This window comes from Micromonospora nigra, from assembly GCF_900091585.1.
GTDB classification, from domain to species: Bacteria; Actinomycetota; Actinomycetes; order Mycobacteriales; family Micromonosporaceae; genus Micromonospora; species Micromonospora nigra.
In genome coordinates, this window is record NZ_FMHT01000003.1 from 2,146,394 (window position 1) to 2,159,653 (window position 13,260).

Annotated in this window: 19 protein-coding genes; 1 reads left to right on the forward strand and 18 read right to left on the reverse strand. The window is 70.2% G+C overall.

What is annotated here, in order from left to right:
• Positions 1-27 precede the first annotated feature (27 nt).
• On the reverse strand, positions 28-636 hold the full coding sequence (locus tag GA0070616_RS09010; RefSeq protein WP_091090309.1) for a class I SAM-dependent methyltransferase: 609 nt from the start codon (positions 634-636) through the stop codon (positions 28-30).
• A 256-nt stretch (positions 637-892) separates the two neighbouring features.
• Here GA0070616_RS09010 and GA0070616_RS09015 point away from each other — a divergent pair, with 256 nt between their 5' ends.
• Positions 893-1,954: a hypothetical protein gene (locus GA0070616_RS09015; protein ID WP_091079321.1), complete on the forward strand. Its 1,062-nt coding sequence runs from the start codon at positions 893-895 to the stop codon at positions 1,952-1,954.
• A 58-nt stretch (positions 1,955-2,012) separates the two neighbouring features.
• Here GA0070616_RS09015 and truA read toward each other — a convergent pair whose 3' ends face one another.
• The 17 genes from truA to rplF all read right to left on the reverse strand — a co-directional run bounded on the left by truA (position 2,013) and on the right by rplF (position 13,251).
• Positions 2,013-2,843, reverse strand: a complete 831-nt coding sequence (truA, locus tag GA0070616_RS09020; protein WP_091079325.1) for a tRNA pseudouridine(38-40) synthase TruA — start codon at positions 2,841-2,843, stop codon at positions 2,013-2,015.
• A 68-nt stretch (positions 2,844-2,911) separates the two neighbouring features.
• Positions 2,912-3,478 carry a 50S ribosomal protein L17 gene (rplQ, locus tag GA0070616_RS09025; RefSeq protein ID WP_091079329.1) on the reverse strand — a complete coding sequence of 189 codons (567 nt, stop codon included), beginning with the start codon at positions 3,476-3,478 and terminating at the stop codon, positions 2,912-2,914.
• Positions 3,479-3,512: 34 nt separating this feature from the next.
• Complete coding sequence (locus tag GA0070616_RS09030) at positions 3,513-4,535, reverse strand: DNA-directed RNA polymerase subunit alpha (protein ID WP_091079335.1); 1,023 nt, start codon at positions 4,533-4,535, stop codon at positions 3,513-3,515.
• A 97-nt stretch (positions 4,536-4,632) separates the two neighbouring features.
• Positions 4,633-5,259, reverse strand: coding sequence for a 30S ribosomal protein S4 (gene rpsD / locus GA0070616_RS09035; RefSeq protein ID WP_091079338.1), 627 nt, complete (start codon positions 5,257-5,259; stop codon positions 4,633-4,635).
• Between the two features lie 13 nt (positions 5,260-5,272).
• Positions 5,273-5,680, reverse strand: coding sequence for a 30S ribosomal protein S11 (gene rpsK / locus GA0070616_RS09040; protein ID WP_013288613.1), 408 nt, complete (start codon positions 5,678-5,680; stop codon positions 5,273-5,275).
• 18 nt (positions 5,681-5,698) lie between these two features.
• Entirely contained in the window at positions 5,699-6,079 is a 381-nt protein-coding gene (rpsM, locus tag GA0070616_RS09045) for a 30S ribosomal protein S13 (protein WP_091079342.1), read from the reverse strand.
• A 263-nt stretch (positions 6,080-6,342) separates the two neighbouring features.
• Positions 6,343-6,456 (reverse strand): 50S ribosomal protein L36, encoded by a 114-nt coding sequence (gene rpmJ / locus GA0070616_RS09050; RefSeq protein WP_012184307.1) that lies wholly within the window; start codon positions 6,454-6,456, stop codon positions 6,343-6,345.
• A 90-nt stretch (positions 6,457-6,546) separates the two neighbouring features.
• Entirely contained in the window at positions 6,547-6,768 is a 222-nt protein-coding gene (gene infA, locus GA0070616_RS09055) for a translation initiation factor IF-1 (protein ID WP_007073013.1), read from the reverse strand.
• Between the two features lie 228 nt (positions 6,769-6,996).
• Positions 6,997-7,638 carry a DUF1707 SHOCT-like domain-containing protein gene (locus GA0070616_RS09060; RefSeq protein ID WP_245712707.1) on the reverse strand — a complete coding sequence of 214 codons (642 nt, stop codon included), beginning with the start codon at positions 7,636-7,638 and terminating at the stop codon, positions 6,997-6,999.
• A 226-nt stretch (positions 7,639-7,864) separates the two neighbouring features.
• Positions 7,865-8,716 carry a type I methionyl aminopeptidase gene (gene map, locus GA0070616_RS09065; protein WP_091079349.1) on the reverse strand — a complete coding sequence of 284 codons (852 nt, stop codon included), beginning with the start codon at positions 8,714-8,716 and terminating at the stop codon, positions 7,865-7,867.
• Positions 8,717-8,834: 118 nt separating this feature from the next.
• Positions 8,835-9,488: an adenylate kinase gene (locus tag GA0070616_RS09070; RefSeq protein ID WP_091079352.1), complete on the reverse strand. Its 654-nt coding sequence runs from the start codon at positions 9,486-9,488 to the stop codon at positions 8,835-8,837.
• Positions 9,489-10,817, reverse strand: a complete 1,329-nt coding sequence (secY, locus tag GA0070616_RS09075) for a preprotein translocase subunit SecY (protein ID WP_091079355.1) — start codon at positions 10,815-10,817, stop codon at positions 9,489-9,491. It lies immediately after the preceding gene.
• Between the two features lie 231 nt (positions 10,818-11,048).
• Complete coding sequence (rplO, locus tag GA0070616_RS09080) at positions 11,049-11,492, reverse strand: 50S ribosomal protein L15 (RefSeq protein ID WP_091079360.1); 444 nt, start codon at positions 11,490-11,492, stop codon at positions 11,049-11,051.
• Entirely contained in the window at positions 11,492-11,674 is a 183-nt protein-coding gene (gene rpmD / locus GA0070616_RS09085) for a 50S ribosomal protein L30 (RefSeq protein ID WP_012184313.1), read from the reverse strand. The genes rplO and rpmD overlap by 1 nt, the downstream gene beginning before the upstream one ends.
• Complete coding sequence (gene rpsE, locus GA0070616_RS09090) at positions 11,674-12,288, reverse strand: 30S ribosomal protein S5 (RefSeq protein ID WP_091079364.1); 615 nt, start codon at positions 12,286-12,288, stop codon at positions 11,674-11,676. Before rpsE ends, rpmD begins: the two co-directional genes overlap by 1 nt.
• 34 nt (positions 12,289-12,322) lie before the next feature.
• On the reverse strand, positions 12,323-12,712 hold the full coding sequence (gene rplR, locus GA0070616_RS09095; protein WP_091079369.1) for a 50S ribosomal protein L18: 390 nt from the start codon (positions 12,710-12,712) through the stop codon (positions 12,323-12,325).
• Entirely contained in the window at positions 12,709-13,251 is a 543-nt protein-coding gene (gene rplF / locus GA0070616_RS09100) for a 50S ribosomal protein L6 (RefSeq protein ID WP_091079373.1), read from the reverse strand. The genes rplR and rplF overlap by 4 nt, the downstream gene beginning before the upstream one ends.
• Positions 13,252-13,260: the final 9 nt, after the last annotated feature.

Below are 13,260 nucleotides of genomic sequence, written 5' to 3' on the forward strand. Positions count from 1 at the left end.
TGCCCGAGTGGCGGTCGGGCGGCCCAGTCAATTACGGGTGACGCGCAGCACCCGGAAGCCCTTCTGGCTGGCGTGCCGGTCGACCTGCCAACCCTGGTCGACCAGCCAGCGGTGCAGCGAGTCGCCGCCGAGGTGCCGGGCGACGACCAGCCAGCCCACCCCGTCGGGGGCGAGCCGGGGCAGCCAGCGGGCCAGCAGCTCGTGCAGGCCGTCCTTGCCGATGCGGATCGGCGGGTTGGACCAGAGCTGGGCGAAGGTGACGTCGGCGGGTACCGCGTCGGGGTCGAGCACGCGCACCCGGTCGGCCGCGCCGACCCGGGCGGCGTTGGCGGCGGCCAGCTCGCGGGCCCGCTCGTTGACGTCGACCGCCCAGACGGTGGCGGCGGGCGCGGCCTCGGCGAGCACGCAGGTGATGGGCCCGAAGCCGCAGCCGAGGTCGAGCAGGTGGCCGGTGGTGCCGGCGGTGGGCAGGTCGGCCTTGCGCAGCAGCACCGCCGTGCCGGGGTCGAGGCGGGTCGCGGAGAAGACCCCGGCAGCCGAGGTCAGCGTGTAGTCGCGGTCGGCGACGGTGAACTCGATCTCGCGCGGGCGCGCGGAGGTCGCGGGCTCAGCGGTGAAGTAGTGGTCGCCGGTCACCGGGGCATTCTCGCACCGCGCCGGGCGGTCGTCCGGCGCGGGAGTGCGCGGGACGGGCGCCCCGACCCCGGGCCGGGCGGCGGCCACGGGGCCGGGCGGCGGCCGTGGAGGCCGGGTGGCGGACACCGTCACGGGTGGCGGTCGTGGAGGCCGGGTGGCGGCCGTGGAGGCCGGGTGGCCGCCACATGGGGACGGTCGACACCGAGATTCTCTGAAATTGCCCCCTAAAGGGACAAACACTCCTACTCTGGGCGACATGGCGTATCGGTACGAGTCCGATGAGGACGCATACGTGAAGCACTCCGAGGACGGGCCCGAGCTGTCGCCCCCCGAAGGCCCACCACCTCCGGCGGGACCTTCCCCGTCGCGCTTCCCCACGCCGTCGCTGCCGCACCCCAACCAGCTCGTGCTGGCCGCCACGGCACCGCCCCGCGTCGCCGCGCCACCGCCACCGCCGGCCGACGAGGAGGAACCGCCCGTCAGCCTGCTGTCGGACGAGCCGCCGCGGCCCACCGGCGAACCGACACCGCGTCGCGGCCCCGGCCGGGCCTGGCAGGTGCTGGTCGGCACCGCCGCCGTGCTGGTCCTGCTCGGACTCGGGGGCCTCATCGGCGCGGTCCTGCTCACCGACCGGGACACCACGCCGCAGGCGGCACCCAGCGCAGATCTCGCCACCACCCGGGACCACACGCCCACCACGAGCGACCTCGACTCCCGCGACACCGACCAGGCGCCGCTCACCGCCCGGGAGGTCTTCCCCGGCGACACGCTGGTGGTGGCCGACGGCCGGCCCGCCTACCGGGTGCTGCGGACCAACTCCAGCGGCAGCTGCGCGGTCGCGACCACGGGCGAGGTGTCCGACCTGCTGGTCCGCCTCGGCTGCAACCAGGTGGTGCGGGCGACCCTGCGAACCTCCGACGGCGAACACCTGGTCACCGCGGGGTTGTTCAACCTGACCGACCGGTCCAGTGCCGAACGGGCCCGCGACCGGGTGCGGCAGATTCTCGACGAGCGGCAGGGCAGGTTCCGGGGCATGCCCGCCGACGAGCAGACCGACACGATGGCGACCGCACCCGCCCGCGTCGGCTGGCAGGTCCGGGGCCACTACCTGGCGTACGCGGTGGTCACACGTAGCGACGTCAGCACGATCCGCTCGGGGGACACCACGGTACGCGAGGTCCTGTTCGACCTGATCGAGCTGCACCTGAACCGGGGCGTGCTGGAACGCCGTGCCGACGGAGGCACGGCCGCCCAGCCCAACCAGGGGACCGACGACGACACCGGCGGCCAGGACGGCACGGGGTCCAGCGGGGACTGAGCCCCCGTTCCGGCCGGCGGCGGGTGCGTGGCGACGGCCACGCACCCGCCGCGTCCGGTCAGCCCTCGACCGGCACCCGCAGTCGCCGGGTCAGGTCGGCGCGGCGGGCGTACTCGGCGGGGTCTTCGGGATAGCCGACCGCTACCAGGGTCAGACCGTGCGCCGGCGCGACGGTCACTTCGCTGGACCGTTCCCGGCGGGTGAGCAGGCCCGCCGGCCACTCCACCCCACGCCGGCCGTCCCCGGCCACCAGCATCGCCCCGACCAGGCTGCGCACCATCGCCTGACAGAACGCGTCGGCCTGCACCGTCGCGACCAGGATCCCGTCCGGGTCGCGTCGCCAGTCCAGCCGGGTCACCTCGCGCAGCGTCGTCGCATTCTCCTTGCGCCGGCAGTACGCGGCGAAGTCGTGCTCCCCCACCAGACCGGCCCCGGCGGCGTTCAGCGCGTCGAGGTCCAGCGGCTTCGGCCAGGCCAGCACCTCGTGCCGGCGCAGCGGCTCGGCCCCCCACGGGGCGTCGGTCACCCGGTACTCGTAGCGGCGGAAGGTGGCCGAGAACCGGGCGTCGAAGTCGGTGGGCACCTCCGTCATCGCGCGCACCCGCACATCGGTGGGGAGCAGCCGGGCCAGCCGACGCAGCAGCTTCGGCCCGTGCTCCCGCCACGTCGCGGTCGGCAGGTCGAGGTGGCAGACCTGCCCGGACGCGTGCACCCCGGCGTCGGTGCGGCCGGCCACCGTCAGGCCGGTCGCGGTGCCCGCACCGAGGACCAGGTCGAGTGCCTCCACCAGCACGCCCGCCACCGTACGGCGGGTCGGCTGGGCGGCCCAGCCGGAGAAGCCGGTGCCGTCGTACGCGACGTCCAGCCGAAGCCGGCTGCGCTCCTGCACCTCGTACCTCCCCTGACGGATCGGGCCCGGCACCCCCTGGGGGATGCCGGGCCCGACGGTGGTCTGGATCAGACCTTGCCTTCCTCGGTGGCCAGGTCGCTGTCCTCGCGGGCGGCAGCGGTGTCGCCGGAGGCCGACACCGGCGGCTCGGCGTCCTGGTCGCCCGGCGTCGACGTCGACGCCGGGGTGTCGTCGGCCGGGGCGAGCGCCTCGACCTTGTCCTGCTGCGCGGACTTGCGGGCGGCGGTCTTCTTGTTCGCCTTCGGCGCGGCGACCTGAAGCTCCTCGACCAGCTCGATGATCGCCATCGGAGCGGCGTCACCCTTGCGCGGACCGGTCTTCACGATCCGGGTGTAGCCACCGTTGCGGTTGGCGTACCGGGGCGCGATCTGGTCGAACAGGGAGTAGACCACGTCCTTGTCCTTGACGACGGCCAGCACCCGCCGACGCGAGGCGAGGTCGCCGCGCTTGGCCTTGGTGATGAGCTGCTCGGCGAGCGGACGCAGCCGCCGGGCCTTCGTCTCGGTGGTCTGGATCTTGCCGTGCTGGAACAGCGCAGTGGCCAGGTTGGCCAGCATCAGCCGCTCGTGCGCGGGGCTGCCGCCGAGGCGGGGGCCCTTGGTGGGCGTGGGCATGCTTGGTGCTCCTCAGGTGTGGCGGCAGCGCGGACTAGAGCTGCTCGGTCTCGCGGTAGTCGTCGGTGTCGTAGTCGGCCTCGCCGAAGGTGTCCACGACGTGCGCCGGGTCGAAGTTCGGGGCCGAGTCCTTCAACCCCAGCCCCATCCCGGCCAGCTTCATCTTGACCTCGTCGATCGACTTCTGGCCGAAGTTGCGGATGTCGAGAAGGTCGGCCTCGGTACGCCCGATGAGCTCACCAACGGAGTTGATGCCCTCGCGCTTGAGGCAGTTGTAGGAGCGGACGGTGAGGTCCAGCTCCTCGATCGGCAGCGCCAGGTCCGCCGCCAGCTGCGCGTCCTGCGGGGACGGCCCGATGTCGATGCCCTCGGCGGTCTCGTCCAGCTCCCGGGCCAGCCCGAACAGCTCGACCAGCGTCGAACCGGCGGAGGCCAGCGCGGTGCGCGGGCCCATCGACGGCTTGGTCTCGACATCGATGATCAGCCGGTCGAAGTCCGTCCGCTGCTCGACACGGGTGGCCTCGACCCGGTAGGTGACCTTCAGCACCGGCGAGTAGATCGAGTCGACCGGGATCCGGCCGATCTCGGCGCCGGCCTGCTTGTTCTGCGCCGCCGTCACGTACCCGCGACCCCGCTCGACGGTCAGCTCCATGTCGAGCCGGCCCTTGCCGTTGAGGGTGGCGAGCTTGAGGTCCGGGTTGTGCACCGAGACGCCGGCCGGGGGCTGGATGTCACCCGCGGTCACGTCGCCCGGGCCCTGCTTGCGCAGGTACATGCTGACCGGCTCGTCGTGCTCGGAGCTGACGCAGAGCTCCTTGATGTTCATGACGAGCTCGACCACGTCCTCCTTGACCCCGGGGATCGTGGTGAACTCGTGCAGCACACCGTCGATCTTGATCGAGGTCACGGCCGCACCCGGGATCGACGACAGCAGCGTACGCCGCAACGAGTTGCCCAGGGTGTAGCCGAAGCCCGGCTCCAGCGGCTCGATGGTGAACCGGGACCGGGTCTCGTTGATCGACTCCTCGGAGAGGGTCGGTCGCTGGCTGATGAGCATGTCTTCTCTTCTCTTCCGGGGCGCCCGCCATATGACGCCCACGACACAACGTGTTCCGGTGGCCCGCCCGGTGTGGGCGGGCCACCGCAACGAGCCCCTACTTGGAGTAGAGCTCGACGATCAGCTGCTCCTGGACCTGGGTGTCGATGACCTGACGGGCCGGGAGCGAGTGCACCAGGATCTTCATCTGGCTGGGGATCGCCTCCAGCCACGCCGGAACGGTCTTGGAGCCGGCCTCGGCCTGGGCGACGATGAACGGGGTGAGCTCCTTGCTCTTGCCCCGCACCTCGACGATGTCGTGCTCCTTGATGCGGTACGACGGGATGTCGACCTTCTTGCCGTTCACGACGAAGTGACCGTGCTTGACCAGCTGACGGGCCATGTCCCGGGACTTGGCGAAGCCGGCCCGGTAGACCACGTTGTCCAGCCGCGACTCGAGGATCTGCAGGAGAACCTCGCCGGTCTTGGCCTTCTTGCCGACGGCCTCTTCGTAGTAGCCGCGGAACTGCTTCTCCAGCACGCCGTACACGCGGCGGGCCTTCTGCTTCTCACGAAGCTGGAGCAGGTACTCCGTCTCCTTCGTGCGGCCGCGGCCGTGCTGTCCGGGCGGGAACGGCCGGGACTCGAACGGGCACTTCGGGCCATCGCACTTGCTGCCCTTGAGGAACAGCTTCATCTTCTCCCGCCGGCAACGGCGGCAGTCAGCACCGGTGTAACGAGCCATCTCTCTCTACCTCTCAGACCCGACGACGCTTGGGCGGACGGCACCCGTTGTGCGGCTGCGGGGTGACGTCGGAGATCTGTCCGACCTCAAGGCCCACGGCCTGCAACGAACGGATGGCGGTCTCCCGGCCGGAGCCGGGGCCCTTGACGAACACGTCGACCTTGCGCATGCCGTGCTCCATGGCCCGACGCGCGGCGGCCTCGGCGGCGAGCTGCGCGGCGAACGGAGTCGACTTGCGGGAGCCCTTGAAGCCCACCTGGCCGGACGAGGCCCAGGAGATGACGGCACCGGTCGGGTCGGTGATCGACACGATGGTGTTGTTGAAGGTGCTCTTGATGTGCGCCTGCCCGTGGGCGACGTTCTTGCGTTCCTTGCGCCGGACCTTCTTGACGGCGGCTCCGGCACGAGCCTTCGGTGGCATAAGTCTGTGCGCTCCTAGTTACTTCTTGCCGGGCTTCTTCTTGCCGGCGACGGTCCGCTTCGGGCCCTTCCGGGTCCGCGCGTTGGTCTTGGTCCGCTGGCCACGCACGGGCAGGCCCCGGCGGTGCCGGATGCCGGCGTAGCAGCCGATCTCGACCTTGCGGCGGATGTCAGCGGCGACCTCGCGGCGCAGGTCGCCTTCAACCTTGTAGTTGCCCTCGATGTGGTTACGGAGCTGGACCAGCTCCTCGTCCGTGAGGTCCCGGACACGCTTGTCCGGCGAGATACCGGTGGCGGTGAGCGTCTCCAGGGCGCGGGTGCGACCCACGCCGAAGATGTAGGTGAGCGCGATCTCCATCCGCTTCTCGCGGGGGAGGTCGACGCCGACTAGACGTGCCATGTGCGGGCGTGCTCCTCGTGATGTTGTGGCGGAGGTGTGGACCCGTCCCATCCCGCTACCGACCGCCCTGTCCTTCCGGCGCTGTCAGCACCGGCGACCGGGTGGTCGCTGCCCGAGCGGGCCCCGGCCTCCGACCGGGGGTCAACCACGCAGAAGTACGCGATGCGCACCACTCGCGGCTGGGACGAGCATGATGAGTTGGCTGGATCTGCGGCCGGACCGGTTCGACCGACCGTGTTGTCACACGACCGGTCGGATCTGGTTCAGCCCTGGCGCTGCTTGTGGCGCGGGTCGGTGCAGATGACCATGACCCGGCCGTGCCGGCGGATAACCCGGCACTTGTTGCAGATCCTCTTGACGCTCGGCTTGACCTTCACGGTTGCCTTACTTCCCATCTGGCCCGGCGACGCGAGGACGCGACACCGGACGTCGAAGACGGACACGGGACGTCCCGGCCGCCGTCAGGCTCACTTGTAGCGGTAGACGATGCGCCCGCGGGTCAGGTCGTACGGCGAGAGTTCGACGACGACCCGGTCCTCAGGCAGGATGCGGATGTAGTGCTGCCGCATCTTGCCGCTGATGTGGGCGAGCACCTTGTGGCCGTTCGCGAGCTCCACCCGGAACATGGCGTTCGGCAGGGGCTCGATGACCCGACCCTCGATCTCGATTGCTCCGTCTTTTTTCGGCATGTACTCCGCTGTCCTGACGTCGGTTGCTCCGGACGGCCCACAACGTCTTACACGGGTGTCTGATCTCGGATCAGAAGCCCGCGCCAGCCGCGGCTCCGAATCCCGCCGAAGCGCTGGCGGGCATGCCGGAGTGGACGCTGTGCGCCGATCAGAAAGTGTACGCCCGCCTGCGGGTCGCCGCCAAACCGGCCACCGATCGGGGCTGGCGATTCCGACAAAACTCACCTGTCAGGTGTTCTCGGCGTCGTCCGAACGTCGTCCGGCGGGCTCCGAACCCGCCACCTCCGAACCCCCCACCCCGGGGCCGCCCACCTCGGGCCGACCGCCCGCCACCGCCGTGGAGCCGCCACGCTCCCGCTTACGGGCACGCTTCTCCGCACGGCGACGACGCCGCCGGTCCTGCTTGGCGGCCCACCGCACCGGCTCCCCCGTCGCCAGGCCCGTCACGGTACGGACCGCCACGATCGCGCCCCACGGGCCGGCCACCCAGCCCGGCCAGAAGTACAGCGGCTCCCCCGCCACGATCGAGGTGCCCGCCCAGACCGCCAGCACGATGCCGACGACCTTGAGCCAGGGCTCCCAGACCTCCACCAGCCAGCGACCGGTCACCGACCGTCCGTACGTCGGCGTCACGCCGTCAGGCACCGCGTCGTCCGGCACCGCCAGCCGCGACGAATCCGCGCTGGCCGGGGCCGGCAGGTCGACCACCAGGACGGCCAGGTCGCCGTACGTGCGCGCCGCGTAGGCCCGGCCGAGCCGCTCGTCGTACTCGTGGAAGTCGAGACGGCCCTCCTCCAGCGCCACCCGCAGCCGTTCCGCCGTGGCCTCCCGGTCCGCGTCGGCCGCCCGCGCGTCCTCCCGCCCGTCCATGCCAGCAAGCATGCCACCACGTCGCCACGTCGCCACCCGGAGCCGGACGCCGTTTCACCGTGGGGCCGGCACCACCGCAGGGCGCGGTTCACCGTGGGGCCGGCACCACCGCAGGGCCCGGCCCACCGGCACCGGCGCCCCCGTCACCCACTGCCGGTGGTCACCACCGCGGGCCGCCTCGCCAGGGTCTCGGTGCCCCGGGTCTCGCCGGTCAGGTGTCGCCGGTTCAGTGGGCCACCGGGACGGCGGGCTGCCGAGCAGTCACCAGGTCACCGAGGCGGGCCCGGCCGCCGTCCGCAGCGGTCAGCACCCACACGCCGTCCGGGAGCAGCGCCATGGTGTGTTCGACGTGTGCGGCCATCGAACCGTCCCGGGTGACGACCGTCCAGCCATCGGCCAGTTCCTCCGTGCGGGGGGAGCCGAGAGTGATCATCGGCTCGATGGCCAGGGCCATTCCCGGCACCAGCCGGGGCCCCTTGCCGGGCCGGCCGTGGTTGAGCACGTGCGGATCCTGGTGCATCTCGGTGCCGATGCCGTGGCCGCCGTAGCCGTCGACGATGCCGTACCGGCCCCCCTTACGGACGGCGCTCTCCACGGCGTGGGAGATGTCGGTGAGGCGGCCCCGCCCGCTGGCCGAACCCCGGGCTGCGGCGGCGATACCCGCCCACATGGCGTCCTCCGCCACCGCGGTCATCCGCGACACGGCCGGGTCGACCTCACCCACTCCGACCGTGATGGCGGCGTCGCCGTGCCAGCCGTCCAGCACCGCCCCGCAGTCGATGGAGATCACGTCGCCCTCGTGCAGCACCTGCTCCGGTGACGGGATGGCGTGCACGATCTGCTCGTTGACCGAGGAGCAGATCGATGCGGGGAAGCCGTGGTAGCCCTTGAACGAGGGAACGGCCCCGGCCGCCCGGATGGTGGACTCCGCGATCGCGTCCAGGTCGGCGGTGGTGACCCCGGGGGCGACCGCCTCGCGCATCCGACGCAGCGCCTCGGCCACCACCAGGCCGGCGGCGCGCATCTTCTCGATCTGGTCAGGGGTCTTCAGCTGGATGTCCAGCTGGGGACGACGCATGGAGCCGCTACCTTTCGTTGCCGAAGAGCGGGGCACGTCGCGCGTACCCCGCTCTTCGCACTCTATCCACCGCCGGACTGGCGTCGACGAGCCGATCGCGATCGTCGGCAGCGGGACGTCAGCCGCCGTAGGACCTCAGGGCGTCGATGGCGCGGACCGTGACGTCCTCCACCGGGCCCGTGGCGTCTATGCCGACCAGCTTGCCCTGGGCGCCGTAGTAGTCGACCAGGGGCGCGGTCTTGTCCGCGTACTCCCGCAGGCGGGCGGCGATCGTCTCCGGCTTGTCGTCGTCACGCTGGAACAGCTCCGCGCCACAGCGGTCGCAGATGTCCTCGCGGGTCGTCGGGTCGAACTCGACGTGCCAGATCTTGCCGCACCCCCGGCAGGTACGCCGGCCCGAGAGGCGACGGATCACCTCGTCGTCGTCGACGACCAACTCCAGGACGAGATCCAGCGCGGTGCCCAGGTCGGCGAGGAGCTTGTCCAGCGCGGCGGCCTGCGGCGTGGTGCGCGGGAACCCGTCGAGCAGGAACCCCTCGGAGGCGTCCGGCTCCGCGAGCCGGCTCCGGACCATGTTGATGGTCACCTCGTCCGGAACCAGCTTGCCGGCGTCCATGTAGCGCTTCGCCTCGACACCCAACGGCGTGCCCTGCGACACGTTCGCCCGGAAGATGTCCCCGGTCGAGATCTTCGGCACCGCGAGATGAGCGGCAATGAACTCGGCCTGTGTGCCCTTGCCCGCACCCGGCGGGCCAACCAGAACCAGTCTCATCTACCGCAGGAACCCTTCGTAGTTCCGCTGCATCAGCTGGCTCTCGATCTGCTTGGTCGTCTCCAGACCGACGCCGACCATGATCAGCACTGCGGTGCCGCCGAACGGGAAGTTGAGGTACTGCTGCCGGTCCAGCCAGATGAAGAAGAAGTTCGGCAGGATCGAGATGATCGCCAGGTAGAGGGCACCCGGCAGGGTGATCCGGCTGAGGATGAAGTCGAGGTAGTCGGCGGTCGGCTTGCCGGGGCGGATGCCCGGCACGAAGCCGCCGTACTTCTTCATGTTGTCTGCGACCTCGGTCGGGTTGAACGTGATCGAGACGTAGAAGTACGTGAAGAAGATGATCAGCAGGAAGTAGACCACGATGTAGATCGGGCTGGTCGGGTCGACCAGGTTGTTCTGGATCCACGCCTGGGTCTTGCCCGGGTCGGTCTGGTCGAAGAACTGGAGCGCGAGCTGCGGCAGGTACAGCAGCGACGAGCCGAAGATGACCGGGATGACACCCGCCTGGTTCACCTTCAGCGGGATGTAGGTCGAGGTGCCGCCGTACATCCGCCGGCCGATCATGCGCTTGGCGTACTGCACCGGGATCCGGCGCTGCGCCTGCTCGATGAAGCAGACCGCGGTGATGACCACCAGGACCAGCGCGATGACCAGGAAGAACTTGGCCCAGCCCTGGCTCTCCTTGATCGACCAGCCCTCGGCGGGGAGCCGGGCGGCGATCGAGGTGAAGATCAGGACGGACATGCCGTTGCCGACGCCCCGGTCGGTGATCAGCTCGCCGAGCCACATCACCACACCGGTGCCCGCGGTCATCGTCATCACCAGGATCGACAGGGTCAGCCAGTCGGGGATGCCGGTGCCCTCGGGGATGATCGGGAACTGGTCGCACTGGTTGTTGAACAGCTGCCCGGAACGGGCCAGGGCGACGAACGCCGACGCCTGCAGGACACCCAGGCCCAGGGTCAGGTACCGGGTGTACTGGGTGATCTTCGCCTGGCCGGACTGGCCCTCCTTGCGGAGCTGCTCGAGGCGCGGGATCACCACGGTCAGCAACTGCAGGATGATCGACGCGGTGATGTAGGGCATGATGCCCAGCGCGAAGACCGAGAGCTGCAGCAGCGCCCCGCCGGAGAACAGGTTGAGCAGGTTGAGCACCCCGGTCGAGCCGTTCTCCAGGGTGTCGAGGCACTTCTGCACGTTGCCGTACGACACGCCCGGGCTGGGCAGGGTCGCGCCCAGCCGGTAGACCGCGATGATGCCTACTGTGAACAGCAGCTTCTTGCGCAGGTCAGGCGTACGGAACGCACTGAGAAAGGCGGACAGCAACTTCTTCCTCCTGCGCGAGGCGGGCCGCCGGTGATCCCTGGCGGGTCGGGGTGGTCGGGCGAACGCCCGATATCCATAGCTGGAAAGGGACTCTAACAGCCCGATCCCGGTCCGGGCAGATGCGCCCGGCTACATAAACCGAGTCCGATGTTACCGGTCGCAAGGGCCCGGGGTACACCATGGCGCCCGCCAGTTTGGATCAACCGGACGGGCGCCATGGGTTCTACAGCCTTACAGCTCGGTGGCCGAGCCACCGGCCGCGGTGATCTTCTCCTTCGCCGACGCGCTGAACGCGTGCGCCGACACCTGGAGCGCCACACCGCCGAGGTCCCCGGTGCCGAGCACCTTCACCGGGTGGCCCTTGCGGACCGCACCGGCCTCGACCAGCTCGGCCGGGCCGACCTGACCGCCGTTGGGGAACAGCTCGGCCAGCCGGTCCAGGTTGACCACCTGGAAGACGACCTTGAACTTGTTCTTGAAGCCCTTCATCTTCGGCAGGCGCATGTGGATGGGCATCTGCCCACCCTCGAACGCCGCCGAGATGTTCTTGCGGGCCTTCGAGCCCTTGGTACCGCGACCGGCGGTCTTGCCCTTGGAGCCCTCACCACGACCCACGCGGGTCTTGGCGGTCTTGGCCCCGGGTGCCGGGCGCAGGTGGTGGACCTTGATCGTCATTACTCGACCTCCTCGACCTTCACGAGGTGGTTGACCGTGAAGATCATGCCGCGGATCTCCGGACGGTCCTCCTTGACCACCACGTCGTTGATCCGCTTGAGACCGAGCGAACGCAGCGAGTCACGCTGGTTCCTCTTGGTCCCGATCTCGGACCGGACCTGGGTGACCTTCAGGCGAGCCATCAGGAAGCCACCTCCGCCCGCGACGCCAGCATGGCGGCCGGCGCGACGTCCTCGACCGGCAGACCACGACGCGCGGCGACCTGCTCCGGGGACTCGAGCCCCTTCAGCGCCGCGACGGTGGCGTGCACGATGTTGATCGGGTTCGACGACCCGAGGCTCTTGGAGAGCACGTCGTGGATGCCCGCGCACTCCAGCACGGCACGCACCGGCCCACCGGCGATGACACCCGTACCGGCCGAGGCCGGCTTGAGCAGCACCACACCGGCGGCGTCCTCGCCCTGCACCGGGTGCGGGATCGAGGCACCGATGCGCGGCACCTTGAAGAAGTGCTTCTTGGCCTCCTCGACACCCTTGGCGATCGCCGCGGGCACCTCCTTGGCCTTTCCGTATCCCACGCCGACGGTGCCGTCGCCGTCGCCCACGATCACCAGGGCGGTGAAGCTGAAGCGACGACCACCCTTCACGACCTTGGCGACGCGGTTGATCGCGACGACCCGCTCGAGGTGCGGGGTCTTCTCGACGGGCGCGTTTCCGCGACCGCCCTCACGGCGGTTGTCGCGGCGACCACCCTCGTTGCCACCGGACCCGCCGCCACGGCGCTGTTGACCTGGCATCAGCAGCCTTCCTTCTCTCTCGTGACGGGGTTTGTCAGAACTCGAGCCCGGCTTCGCGGGCGGCGTCGGCAAGCGCGGCGACCCGCCCCGCGTACCGGTTGCCACCGCGGTCGAAGACGACCTTGGAGATGCCGGCGGCCTTCGCCCGCTCGGCGAGCAGACCACCGACCTTGCCGGCCAGGGCGCTCTTGTCGCCCTCCGTGCCACGCAGCGACGCGTCCAGGGTCGAGGCCGACGCCAGGGTGTGACCCTTGGTGTCGTCCACGACCTGGGCGACGATGTGCCGCAGGGAACGGGTGACCACGAGGCGGGGACGCTCGGCGGTGCCGCTGATGTTCTTGCGGACCCGGAAGTGCCGGCGCGCACGCCCGACGGCACGCTTGGCGGCGACGCCGCGGCGGCGCTTGAGCAGCGTGGCGCTCACTTCTTACCTGCCTTTCCAGCCTTACGGCGGATTACCTCACCCTGGTACTTCACGCCCTTGCCCTTGTAGGGCTCCGGCGGGCGGATCTTCCGGATGTTGGCGGCAACCTCACCGACCAGCTGCTTGTCGATGCCGGCCACGTGGAACAGCGTCGGCTTCTCCACCGTGAAGGTGATGCCGTCGGGCGCGGCGACCAGCACCGGGTGCGAGAACCCGAGCGCGAACTCCAGGTCCTTGCCCTTGGCCGTGACACGGTAACCGGTGCCGGCGATCTCCAGGCTCTTGCGGTAGCCCTCGGTCACGCCGACGATCATGTTGGCGACCAGGGTACGGCTCAGGCCGTGCAGTTCCTTGGCCCTGCGCTCGTCGTTCGGGCGGTTGACGTTCAGCTGCCCGTCCTCGGCCCGCTCGACGGTGATCGGCTCGGCCAGCGTGTGCGCGAGCTCGCCCTTGGGGCCCTTGACCTTGACGGTCTGCCCGTCGATCGTGATGTCGACGCCGGAGGGCACCGGGATCGACTTACGTCCAATACGCGACATTTCTACCTG